Origin of the sequence: Parablautia sp. Marseille-Q6255 (assembly GCF_951230155.1) — a bacterium.
GTDB lineage: Bacteria > Bacillota > Clostridia > Lachnospirales > Lachnospiraceae > Choladousia.
Genome location: NZ_CATNVD010000010.1, coordinates 105,959 through 118,775 on the forward strand (window position 1 = coordinate 105,959; position 12,817 = coordinate 118,775).

General features: G+C 44.1%; 12 protein-coding genes. 6 read left to right on the plus strand and 6 right to left on the minus strand.

The genetic code is table 11. The features are described 5' to 3' along the window. Positions 1 to 113: 113 nt before the first annotated feature. From hisH to QOX44_RS09250, 6 genes are all read left to right on the plus strand, one after another. Positions 114 to 719 (plus strand): imidazole glycerol phosphate synthase subunit HisH, encoded by a 606-nt coding sequence (gene hisH, locus QOX44_RS09225; protein WP_283682804.1) that lies wholly within the window; start codon positions 114 to 116, stop codon positions 717 to 719. Positions 720 to 733: 14 nt separating this feature from the next. Then, positions 734 to 1,495: an imidazole glycerol phosphate synthase subunit HisF gene (gene hisF / locus QOX44_RS09230; protein ID WP_283682805.1), complete on the plus strand. Its 762-nt coding sequence runs from the start codon at positions 734 to 736 to the stop codon at positions 1,493 to 1,495. Between the two features lie 80 nt (positions 1,496 to 1,575). Beyond that, on the plus strand, positions 1,576 to 2,076 hold the full coding sequence (locus tag QOX44_RS09235; RefSeq protein WP_283682806.1) for a GNAT family N-acetyltransferase: 501 nt from the start codon (positions 1,576 to 1,578) through the stop codon (positions 2,074 to 2,076). 55 nt (positions 2,077 to 2,131) lie between these two features. Next, on the plus strand, positions 2,132 to 2,812 hold the full coding sequence (locus QOX44_RS09240; RefSeq protein WP_283682808.1) for a uracil-DNA glycosylase: 681 nt from the start codon (positions 2,132 to 2,134) through the stop codon (positions 2,810 to 2,812). Positions 2,813 to 3,003: 191 nt separating this feature from the next. Continuing rightward, positions 3,004 to 3,759, plus strand: a complete 756-nt coding sequence (locus tag QOX44_RS09245; protein WP_283682809.1) for a threonine/serine exporter family protein — start codon at positions 3,004 to 3,006, stop codon at positions 3,757 to 3,759. A gap of 6 nt (positions 3,760 to 3,765) precedes the next feature. Further along, entirely contained in the window at positions 3,766 to 4,218 is a 453-nt protein-coding gene (locus tag QOX44_RS09250; RefSeq protein WP_283682810.1) for a threonine/serine exporter family protein, read from the plus strand. Between the two features lie 132 nt (positions 4,219 to 4,350). Here the strand turns inward: QOX44_RS09250 and QOX44_RS09255 are convergent, their stop codons facing one another. From QOX44_RS09255 to QOX44_RS09280, 6 genes are all read right to left on the minus strand, one after another. Next, entirely contained in the window at positions 4,351 to 5,376 is a 1,026-nt protein-coding gene (locus tag QOX44_RS09255) for an NAD(P)-dependent alcohol dehydrogenase (RefSeq protein WP_283682811.1), read from the minus strand. Positions 5,377 to 5,399: 23 nt separating this feature from the next. Further along, entirely contained in the window at positions 5,400 to 6,440 is a 1,041-nt protein-coding gene (locus QOX44_RS09260) for a Gfo/Idh/MocA family protein (protein WP_283682812.1), read from the minus strand. A gap of 112 nt (positions 6,441 to 6,552) precedes the next feature. After that, complete coding sequence (locus tag QOX44_RS09265; RefSeq protein ID WP_283682813.1) at positions 6,553 to 7,524, minus strand: sugar ABC transporter substrate-binding protein; 972 nt, start codon at positions 7,522 to 7,524, stop codon at positions 6,553 to 6,555. Between the two features lie 107 nt (positions 7,525 to 7,631). Beyond that, entirely contained in the window at positions 7,632 to 8,594 is a 963-nt protein-coding gene (locus QOX44_RS09270) for an ABC transporter permease (protein ID WP_283682815.1), read from the minus strand. A gap of 1 nt (position 8,595) precedes the next feature. Next, the gene (locus QOX44_RS09275) at positions 8,596 to 10,098 is read right to left on the minus strand and encodes a sugar ABC transporter ATP-binding protein (RefSeq protein ID WP_283682816.1); all 1,503 of its coding nucleotides are present in this window, start codon (positions 10,096 to 10,098) and stop codon (positions 8,596 to 8,598) included. Positions 10,099 to 10,116: 18 nt separating this feature from the next. Continuing rightward, complete coding sequence (locus QOX44_RS09280) at positions 10,117 to 12,774, minus strand: alpha-L-rhamnosidase (protein WP_283682817.1); 2,658 nt, start codon at positions 12,772 to 12,774, stop codon at positions 10,117 to 10,119. Positions 12,775 to 12,817: the final 43 nt, after the last annotated feature.

The following is a 12,817-nucleotide window of genomic DNA, read 5'->3' on the forward strand; positions in this document are numbered from 1 at the left end:
CTAATATTTTCTGCGTGGAATTAACAAAGTGCAGTGATAAAATATCGACAACACTTCTCTCGTGTGATACAATCACTGGTATATATATGCATTTTAGGCGGAGGGATGGACGTATGATAGCGATTATTGATTATGACGCCGGCAATCTGAAGAGCGTGGAAAAAGCGCTTGTATCACTTGGCGAGGTACCGGTGATCACACGGGAGAAGGATGCGATACTCAGTGCAGACAAGGTGATCCTGCCAGGTGTCGGTGCTTTCGGTGATGCGATGGAGAAGCTGCAACAATATGGGCTGACTGACGTGATACGACAGGTGGCAAAAAATGACACGCCTCTGCTTGGTATCTGCCTGGGCCTGCAGCTTCTCTTTGAATCAAGCGAGGAATCGCCAGGGGTTGAAGGGCTTGGCATTTGCAAGGGAAAAATCCTTCGGATTCCGTCAACAGACGGGCTGAAGATTCCGCACATGGGGTGGAATTCGCTGCATTACGATCATTCAGGCAGGCTGTTTGCAGGTATTGAAGAGGATTCCTATGTCTATTTTGTCCATTCATACTATCTGGAAGCAGAGGATGAAGAGATTGTAACGGCATCGACGGAGTATGCGGTGCATATTCATGCGTCCATTGAACAGGGAAATGTGTTCGCCTGCCAGTTCCATCCGGAAAAGAGCAGTGATACAGGTCTGGCCATTCTGAAAAACTTTATCAAACTGTAGGAGGGACGAAGGATATGTTTACAAAGCGGATTATTCCATGCCTTGACGTACATAACGGGCGCGTTGTAAAGGGTGTTAATTTTGTCAATTTAAAAGATGCCGGAGATCCCGTTGAAATTGCGGCTGCTTACGATAAGGCAGGTGCCGATGAACTCGTTTTTCTTGATATTACGGCTTCTTCCGATGCACGCAGTACGGTAGTCGATATGGTCCGGGAGGTCGCAAAGAAAGTGTTTATTCCGTTTACGGTAGGCGGCGGTATCCGTACAGTGGATGACTTCCGGCTTTTGCTTCGAGAAGGGGCGGATAAGATTTCTGTCAATTCGGCTGCGATCATGAATCCGCAGCTCATCCGTGATGCCGCGGAGAAGTTTGGCAGTCAGTGTGTTGTCGTAGCGATCGACGCGAGAAAACGCGAGGACGGAAGCGGTTGGAATATCTATAAAAATGGCGGACGAGTCGATATGGGGATCGATGCAGTAGAATGGGCGATGCAGTGCGACCGGCTCGGCGCGGGAGAGATCCTGCTCACAAGCATGGACTGCGATGGGACAAAAGCCGGATATGATATAGAGCTTACGAGAACAATCGCGCAGAATGTTTCAATCCCGGTCATTGCTTCCGGCGGTGCAGGAACAAAGGCACACTTTTATGATGCACTGACAGAAGGAAATGCAGATGCGGCGCTTGCAGCATCCCTCTTCCATTATAAAGAGCTGGAGATACGTGAGGTGAAGCAGTATCTGAGGGAGCGCGGCGTATCGGTGCGGTTGTAGATGCGTTTTATTTGGCGATGTGCAGTATACTTTGCATATCTGTACCGGATTGATAAAGACAGAAAATGGAGGAGCACACCATGAATATAACGATCGAAAAGGCATCTCCGGCCAACGCGGCGGCGCTGCTTGAATATTTAAAGACAGTCGGAGCACAGACGGAAAACCTGACCTTTGGGGCAGAAGGATTGCCGGTCTCCGAAGCAGATGAGGCCGCCTTTATTGCCGGGATGGCAGAATCCGCAGATTCCATTATGCTCCTTGCAAAAGCGGACGGGAAGATCATAGGGGACGCCAGCGTAAGCCGCCTGCCGCGGCGTATGAACCATCGCGGTGAGTTTTGTATTGCTGTAGCTAAGGAGTACTGGAACAGAGGGATCGGCAGCAGGCTTTTAGAGGAGATCCTTGCATTTGCAAGGAAGAATTCTTTTGAAGTGCTCGATCTTCAGGTACGCAGTGACAATAAGCCGGCAATCTGCCTTTATGAGAAGTTTGGCTTTCAAAAGACAGGTACGCACCCGGCATTTTTTAAGATAGATGGACAGTACATCGCTTTTGATTACATGTCTTTGAAACTGTAAATCAGAAAATGAAAAGAGAAATACAACAGAAAAAACAGATAAGGAGGACGGACATATGCCGCCAATTTCAAATGACTGGCTTATTCCGCTAAAACCGGAGTTTGCCAAACCATACTATGCAAAGCTGTATCAGAAGGTAAATGAAGAATACCGCACACGGGTGATCTATCCGCCGGCGGATGACATTTTCAACGCATTTGCATATACTCCGCTTGAGAAGGTGAAGGTCGTGATCCTGGGGCAGGATCCGTATCATGGCGACGGGCAGGCGCATGGGCTATGTTTTTCCGTTAAGCCAGATGTAGAAATACCTCCGTCACTTGTAAATATTTATAAAGAACTGCATGAGGACTGCGGCTGCTATATTCCAAATAATGGATATCTGACAAAGTGGGCACAGCAGGGAGTATTTCTTCTGAACACAGTGCTGACAGTGCGTGCACATCAGGCGAATTCCCATCGTGGCATCGGCTGGGAGGAGTTTACGGATGCTGCGATCCGCATATTAAACGAACAGGATCGTCCGATCGTATTCATCCTGTGGGGACGTCCGGCACAGATGAAAAAAGCGATGCTGAACAATCCGAAGCATCTGATCCTTGAAGCGCCGCATCCCAGCCCGCTCTCCGCCTATCGTGGATTCTTCGGAAGCAGACCATTTTCACGGGCAAATAAGTTCTTAGAGCAAAACGGAGTGGCTCCGATCGACTGGCAGATAGAGAATATAGAAAAATAATAAAAATGCCCACAAATCTATGGCAATAACCTTCCGCATTGTTTCTATTGACTTTTCTGCTTTTTCTCAATATAATCATTTCAGAAACTCGTGTAACTATAGGGGATACAACGAATAAACCGACACTGAAAAAGCCGATTCTGCTATATTGGCGCAGAACAAATGTTTCATTTACAGGCGGAGGAAGGAACATGAACGAATCGGAAGCAATGCTGCATCAATTATTGAACATCGGCGAATGTATGCTGTCCTGCGGCGGAGAAGTGAACCGGGTAGAAGATACACTAAACCGCATAGGACGAGCCTACGGCGCCGTCAACATGAATGTATTTGTCATCACCTCCAGCATTATCGTAACAATGACTATGCCTGATGGAAATGAGTGTACGCAGGCCCGCAGGATCGTCTCTGCGGGAAGTACTGATTTTCTGAAACTGGAGCGTCTCAATCACTTAAGCCGCTGCTACTGTGCTGCTCCAACGCCCCCTGAAATACTTCAGGCAGACTTTGAAAAAATCAACTGTAATCTTCCCAGGCGAATTGCTGTATATCTTGGAAGCATGCTGGCAGCCGGCAGCTTTGCCATATTTTTTGGCGGAACACTGGCTGATGGATTCGCAGGAGCTTTTTCTGCTATTTTAATCTGCCTGCTGCAGGATTTTCTCGGTCCCCTTTGTAAAAATAAAATTTCCTTTAACCTGATGTGCGCCTTTATTATTGGCATAATTATCTGCCTCATCGGCCACCTGATCTCGTTTGTACACACAGACGAGATCATGATCGGAGACATCATGCTTCTGATCCCCGGAATCGCCATGACTAATTCGATCCGTGATATCCTGGTAGGAGATACCATCTCCGGCATTATGCGTTTTATAGAAACACTTGTCTGGTCAGGCGCCCTTGCTGTAGGCTTTATGGGGGCGATCTTACTGATGGGAGGCTGAGATGATATGAAGCATATAATATTACAACTGATCACTGCCATGACCGGTTCTATGGGATTTGCTCTTTTATTTCACGTAAGACCTCGGCTCATCCTGCCTGCGGCTCTCGGCGGATTTTTCAACTGGGGGATATATCTCATCTCCGCACGTTTTTTTGGTGGAGTCTTAATGCCTTCTGTTGTCACAGCCGCCTTTTCTGCACTTTATGCTGAAGTAATGGCACGGCGCTTCAGGGCTCCCGCTACGGTATTTTTTATCCCGACTATCATTCCTCTGATCCCCGGAAGCACACTTTATTATACGATGAGCTGCATCGTTTCCAAAGACTGGAACGCTGCCCGGGAATTTGGATATACTACCGCACAGTATGCGCTCGGTATCGCCGCAGGTGTGAGCCTGGTCTGGACATTAAACGATGTGATTAAAAAAGTCAGTGCCACGCTTTCACATAAAATTTAACTCCTGTATAGGAGCAGCCTGAAAATATGCAAAAAGAGAAGAATCTCCAGCTCCGGATTTCTTCTCTTTCATACATGCTGTATCATTCGCAATATCTTTCTTTATATTGCTTCGTAACCTGCGCTTTATTGCTCAGGAGATATGTATTACAGCTTTCACAAGATCTGTCTTATTCTTCACTGCCTCATCATATGCCTCCTGAATCTGTTCAAACTCAAATTCATGTGTAACGACATCTTTTACGTTAATCGCGCCTCCTGCAACAGCGGCAATTGCTTTTTCGTAAATGTTTCTGTACCGAAATACAGATTTTATGGTTAATTCTTTATCCATCACCTGAGCAAAATTATAGTTAATTTCCGGTTTTACGGATAGCCCGACTAAAATAACAGTTCCGCCGCGCTTTGCAAGAAATGGCGTTTGTGTGATCGTAGCTGGTGCCCCTGCTGTCTCAAAAACTTTATCTGCACCTTTGCCGTCTGTTAATTTCATTACTTCTCTCATCACATCACAATTTGCGCCATTAAGAACATAATCTGCTCCCAACGCCTTCGCCTTTTCCAGTCGTGCCTCCACAAGGTCTGAGACGATAATTTTACCAGCGCCATGCGCTTTACAGGAAAGCATTGTCATAATGCCAATACATCCACCACCCAGTATTACACACGTATCGCCCACCTGAACATTCCCCTGATTCGCTGCATGAAATCCTACAGACAGAGGCTCGATCAGTGCCCCTTCCATTGTGCTTACATTTTCCGGTAATTTAAAGCAATACGCTGCCGGATGTTCTATAAACTCTTCATTACAGCCATGATACGGCGGCGTTGCCAAAAATTCCACATTCGGACAAAGATTATATTTTCCTGCTTTACAAAATTCACATGTACCGTCTGTTACTCCCGGTTCTAATGCTACCCTGTCGCCAACCTTCAGATTTGATACACCATCTCCGACTTCTACTACTGTACCTGCGCATTCATGTCCTAACATATAATCCTGTGAAAGATCTACCTCATAAGCACCTACTCGGCCATTGTGATAATAATGCACATCTGATCCGCAAATCCCCACATATTCCAATGATACCACTACATTTCCTGGTCCAGCTGATGGCTTCGGTATCTCCTTGATGATCATTTTGTCTAATCCTCTCATAAATGCTCCTCTTTGCGATCCCATTATAATCTTCCTCCTTTTTTCTCTGACGGATAACTAAGCCCCCAGTCCTTTCTTAAACTATCCATTTGCTTCAAAACATTTAACGTGACATTCCACGGAATGTCGGGAGACTCTTTAATTCCTGCCCTGATGCACTTATTTACATACGATATCTCGTACTGATATCCCTCATCTACAACCCCATTCACTTTTTGCAATACAGGAATTTCTATCCGTTCCTTTTCCGCTCCGACAACTACCTCTAACTCCGTAGGCTTCCAGAAAACCGGTATAACTATATAACCTTTTGTTCCATAAATATATGCCGTATGTAATGTTTCCGTACGTATACCACTCATCATGACAGCCAGCTCTCCACAGTCATACTGTCCAATATATGCAGCCTGTTCATCAACCTGAAAATGGCACGCATCTGTATCCATGGATGCCATTCCTTTCATGCAAATTGGTACTTTATTGTATACCATGTGTGCAAAATGTAAATTGTAAACACCTGTATCAAGAAGTCCTCCCCCACCTCTTAGTGGGTCTGTCAACCTTGATTTGTCGTTGTCTGCAACACGAAAAGAAAAGTTCGATTCTATCGTTCTTACCTCTCCTATTCTACCATTTTCAATGTAGGACAGGGCTTTTTGAATAACAGGGAAAAATCTGGTCCAAACAGCCTCCATTAGAAAAACATTATTTAGCTTTGCACACGCTATCAATTCTTGAAATTCTTCTGCATTAATTGTTGCCGGTTTTTCCAACAACACATTTTTTCCAGCATTCATCGCTTTTAATGCAAGCTCCCTATGTGCTGTATGAGGAACTGCAATATATACAATATCAATATCAGAACATTCCACCATTTCGTCATACGTCATTGTAAATGGAATATTCCATTTATCTGCAACTTCTTTTGCCGACGCTGTACTTCTTGATGATATTGCTTTGATTTCTATATCTTCAAGCTGCATCGCTCCCTTGATCCAGCGTTGGACGACAGCACCGGCACCCATAATTCCCCATCTGATTTTCCTTTGCATTTTAGCTTCCACGCTCCCAAATTTCCTGTAGTAAAATTACCCGACAGAACATAACACATAGCGATCTGTCCATCGGGTAATTCCGCATCTTAGCTTCTGGCAAAAATCGAAACAATCACATCTACTATTTCATCATTCCGTTTTCCGTATGCATTGCAATAATATCGTCTACATTTTCTGAGGTTACAACAGTACCGTCGAGTGCAATCAGTCGGGAGCTTGTATCCTTACCTGTAATCATATCTTTGAGTGCTGAAGCAGAAGCAGCTGCTTCGTCCGTCGCATCCTGAAGGATTGTAGCTGTCATTGTGCCATCCTTTACCGCATTGCAGCCGTTTGCAAGTGCATCAATGCCAAAAAACTGTGTTTTCTGCGTATCGTAGCCAGCTGCCTCACAAACCTCGATACAGCCTACAACCATGTCATCGCATGGAGCATAAACAAAATCAAAATCATCATAAAGCTGTGTCCAGTCTTCCATAACAGCCATTGCGCCTTCTTTTGACCAGTCTTTACTGTTCTGTACTGCTAAAATCTCAATATCATCTCTTCCTGCTTCTTCCAGTGCGTCCACAAATCCCTGATAACGATCCTCCGATCCTGTATTGCCTGGTGTGGCTTTCATGATAAGCCCTTTTCCATTTTCCGGTATCATTTCAGCAGCTGCTGTTCCGATATTCCCGCCAAGCGTATAATTGTCGAGACCAACATGCACACTGTATCCTTCTGCCTCTGTTGCATTGTTTACAAATACGACCCATACATCATTTTCTTTTGCATCATTGAGCAAGTCTTCCATTGGCAGATCCTGATCAGGAATGTCGATAATCACGCCATTATAGTCACCCACTATTGCCTGTTCAAATAAAGTAGCTACATTTGCGGAATCAGATTCAAAGTCGAATATGTCAGCTTTCATGCCCAGCTTTTCACATTCCTCCGCACAACTGTTTGCAAGCCATGAATAGAACGATCCTGACATATTCGATGCGCCGATCAGAACCTTATACTCTTCTTCTGCACTTACATTCATGGTTCCCATTGCTGTAACAGACAGAGCTGTTACCATCATCATACCAAGCATTTTTTTCTTCATCTCTTTGTCCTCCTAAATATTATATAGTTAATTAGTTTCACCGCGGAAATGTGGCCACTTATTCCCACGATTCTATCTGCTGTACAGCAAAGCTGTACTTGACAGGCTTATTTTTTCTTAATGCGTTTGTTCTTACTTGTCAGGTCAATTGCCAGAGCTCCGATAATGATGACTCCTTTTGTTACCATCTGGATATAAGAATCAAGTCCTACCAGATTCAGAAGATTTGTCAAAAATCCCATAATAGCTGAACCTACAAGACATCCAAATACTGTGCCAACACCTCCGGTAAAGCTTGTCCCTCCTATAATTGCCGAGGCGATGGCATCGCCATGATAGTTCATTGCCGTATCGGGGATTGCAGAATTCACTCGTGCGATCTGAAGCACTGCTGCTACACCAGTAAGAAGTCCTGCAATTACAAATGTCCTGATGATCGTAGCCCTCACATTAATACCTGATGCATTTGCTGCATCCTGATTTCCTCCGACTGCAAAAATATCTCTTCCAACAGTAGTTTTATTCATCACAACTGCAATGATGATCGCCATAAAAAAGAAAATATACACTGGAAGCGGAATAGGACCAATATACGCAGTAGAAATAACAGAGTAATTGCCTATTTCATATGTCGCCTGACCTCCCGTATAAATGTAGCAGATACCTCTGGCAATATAATCCATAGCCATTGTTGCGATAAATGCAGGAAGATGTACATGAGCGACCAGAACCCCGCTAATTGTCAGGCAGACTACACTAACTAAAATCGCAACAATGATTCCAACTGCCAGAGATCCGGTACTTAAATATGCACTTACGGAAAACATACCACTCAGTGCTACGACTGATCCCAGCGACAGATCAATCTGTCCCGAAATAATCAGAACCATTTCAGCCAATGCCAAAACCCCCGTTACAGAAATCTGGCGCAAAACATTTGTCACATTTTTTACCTTGATAAAATACGGTGAAATAAAACTGCCTATAATAATCAGTGCTACAAACACCAAAAAAATCCCATACTTTCTTGTTACAGTCTCTATCACAGATTTAACTTTCGTTTTTTCCATTTTACTTTTTACCTCCCGCTGCAAGTCTTACTACATTTTCCTGTGTCAGTTCTGAACGATCCAGCTCACCTGTAATCCTTCCGCCGTTCATGATATAAGCTCTGTCACACATCCCGATAAATTCCGGGAGTTCTGACGAAATCATAATGATCCCCATTCCTTTTCTCGCCTGATCAACCATGAGCTTATAAATTTCCCACTTGGCACCTACGTCAATCCCTCTGGTCGGTTCATCCAGAATAAGAACCTTCGCATCTGTCATCAGACATTTTCCCAGTACTACCTTTTGCTGATTTCCACCGGATAAGGTTCCTGCATGATAGTTTATACTTGGTGCCTTTACCCCCATTTTATCGAAATACATCTGTGTTATCTGTTTTTCTTTTCTTTTTTCTATAAACTTAAATTTTGATATCTTATCAAGACTTGACAGGGAAATATTCTCTTTGATGTTCCTGCAGAATATCAGCCCCAGGCGCCGGCGATCTTCTGTTGCCATGCTGATCCCTGCCCGAATCGCATCGGAAACGGATCGGATCTTTACGGGATGACCATCTACCTTAATAGTTCCTTCATCAAATTTATCAATTCCAAAAACAGCCCTCACCGTTTCTGTACGACCGGCTCCCATCAGACCTCCGATTCCAACAATCTCTCCTCTCTTTACATGGAAGGAAATGTCTTTAAGGCGACTGTATTCCGATGACAGATGCTCTACTTCCAGTACTGTATCTCCGATAGGTACCGTCTCTTTCGGATATACATTGGACAGTTCCCTTCCCACCATAAGCGCTACCAGAGAATTCTCATCAAACTCCGATGCTTTTCCTGTTTTAATATGCTTTCCATCACGCATAACAGTAATGTAATCTGCGATCTTAAAAATTTCGTCCATCTTATGCGAAATGTAGAGAATCGTTACCCCTGATTTTTTCAGATTTTCAATTTTCTCAAATAACCGGCTCACTTCTTTATCCGTTAAAGCAGAGGTTGGCTCATCCATGACCAGTACATCCACATTTTCTCCCCGTGTGCATTTTATGATCTCGAGCAGCTGTATATCAGAAACACTGAGATCCCGCAGCTTCATTTTCGGATCATAAGCCAGTCCCTCTTCCTCCAGTATCTTTTTTGCTTCCCGGCTGACCCCTTTCCAGTCGATAAAGCATCCTTTTTTCGGTTCATTGCACAGCATCAGATACTTCTCTACCGTCATATCAGGAATATAACTCAGTTCCTGATAGATCATTGCCACTCCGTGATGTTTTGCATCCATTGCTGAAGAAAAATGTCTTTCCTGCCCGGATACATACAGTTTTCCTTTTGATGGAGTGTTTACTCCATTCAATATCTTCATCAACGTAGATTTTCCGGCACCATTTTCTCCCATCATAACATGTACGACACCCGGCATTACGCCAAAGGACACATCATCCACTGCCAGAACTCCGGGAAATTCCATGCTTATGGAGTCAAACCAGATTTTGTATTCACTATGTTTCATATCCCCCATCCTTTTCTGTCAATTACATTCGATCACATACGTCCCTGCTTCCGCGAAAAGAACAATATAATATTCCTCCTCCCGGCAGTTTCCATCAACAACAGTACCTTTTTCATAAATATCTCTGCCATTTACCTTGATATTCGTATACACAGTATTAGCATTCGCTTTTGGTATATAGATCCTGGCTGTCGTATTAAATGGCAGTTGTGTTTTCATTTTGAAGCTATGTTCACCAACAAACCATGTATTTGCGACTCTTCCTCGCATCGTATCTACGCAGGCTTCCACATGTTTTAATGCTTCCGGTATCACCGGGCGAATAATCACATTTTTAAATCCCGGCTGTTCCTCATCCGCAAGAATACCTGCAAAATATTTATAGAAGCATACGCCGACCGCACCATACATTGGATGATTGTAAGATGCCATCTTACTCAGACAGCTGTCTTCTGAAACAATCTCTTCCCAGCGTTCCCAAACCGTTGTCGCACCTTTTTCAATCATATACCCCCAGCTTGGGTATGTAGTCTGAGTCAGAAGCTTATACGCCACATCCCTATATCCATTTGTCAGGAGCACCTCTATGATATATCTGGAACACAGGTTTCCTGTTGTCAGATGATAATTTCGTGTCTCTACAATATCTTTTACCAGATTTTCCATTACATAATGGCGGTCTTCTTCTGGTATCAGACCAAAATAAAGCGCTATCGTGTTACCTCCCTGGCTATTTAATCCCACATATTTTCCTGCACGATTATAATATGTTTTCAAAAATGCTTCTTTTACCTTATCACTCAGATCCTTGTAATAATCTACATCTTCTTTCTTGCCAAGAACAGATGCAATTTTTTCCATCAACGTACATTCGTAATAAAAGAATGCAGTCGCTACCATACGTGGCGGCGTCACCAGGGAAACTGCTCCCCCGCCAATACTATTTACATCATTATCTCCTATAGGTGCAGCCCAGTCTCCCATTGTGGCCCATCGCATAATATAATCCGTCGTATTCTTTTCCAGATATCTAAGGAAGCGTTTTATTGCATCATAGTTTTCTTCCAGAATACGTACATCACGATAGTGAAGATACATATTCCATGGCAATAACACAAGAGAAGCGCCAACCGGATCTGCCGGTCTGCAGCCAAATACTCGAAATGGTGCCGTATCTGTGATGGCTCCTGTCTTTTTTCCCTGCGTATCACGAATATCTCCAAGCCACTTCGTGTAAAGCGATGCAAGGCGATAATTATAAAGTGCACATTCATTCCTTACAGTCATATCATTCGTCCACCCAAGACGCTCATCACGCTGCGGACAATCGGTCGGAATGCTGTGCAGATTACTCTCTTCTGTCCAGCATATATTGCTCTGGAACTGATTCAGAAGTGCATTGTCACAGGAAAACTGTCCAATTCTCTCAACATCTGACCGAACAACGCACCCCGTCAGCGTATATTCATCTGGTTTCTGAGGCAGACCAAACACCTGTACATATCTAAATCCGTGGAATGTAAATCTTGGTTCATATTCTTCTATCCCTTCACCGCGAAGTACATATGTGTCAGTAGCCCGCACATGACGCAGGCTGATCTGATTAACAGTATGGTCTGCATATTCCAGCTCGCTGTAAACCAGCCGGATTTTCGTTCCCCGTTCACCACATACACGTAATCTCGCCCACCCTGCAAAATTTTGCCCCATATCAAAGGTGTAACTGCCATCTGCAATTTCATAAATCTTTGCAGGTTTCATCGTTTTGACCACCCTGATAGGTTCCAGACACTGCGCTCTTACTTCGCCTTCTTCCGGCTCAAACTCAACTGCATCAAACCACTCGGCACCTGATTCTTCCATTGAAAATCCCGGCATATCCCACCCTGGCAATTCATCCTGTGCATCATAAAATTCGCCGTGATAGATACTATTTTCATGTACAGGCCCCTTTTTTGTATAAGACCAGTTATCCGGATCACTGTAAATCCACTCGTATGTTCCATCTGTATACTCTATGCGAAGCTGAAGAGAAAACATGTGTTCTCCCACTCCTGCGTCCGTTTGTCCAAGACTCAATGCTTTCCATCCATTCCCCAATTCTATACCAATTACATTTTCTCCCTGCAGCAGACTTGCTTCTACAGGATAGGCTGCGTATAATAACGTCTTTGCCGGATCGGTATTTGCATTTTGCAGTACTGCATCTCCACACCGATGTCCATTGACAGACAATACATAATAATTTGGACTGATCACATATACAAATGCTGTCCTCACCGGCTTTTTAATTTCAAAAGACGTCCGGAACCAAAATGCCTGCACCTCCATCCAGGGGCCTCCGATCCACGCTGCACGCCAGACTGGCTGTTCCATAATTCCCATGGTAAAGGTATTATCTTCTTTTTTAATCACTGCGCCTGAGCTGCAAAATATTTCTACAGTATACTGATACGTCTGCGCGGTTTCCAGCCGCAAACCATTGTAAGGTATATTCAGCGTCTCGTCAGAATCAACCACGCCACTGTCCCATACTATCTGGCCGCTCTCCTCCCTGCGCACAACTACACGATATGCTTTTTGTTTCGATATATCCTCATCAACTACCCATGAGAATCTTGGATGCTCCCGGTCGATTCCAACCGGATTGTTCAAATACTCACAATAAACTTTCATAATTACCTGGATCCCTTCATTTATTTGCTAAAACGTTTTATCA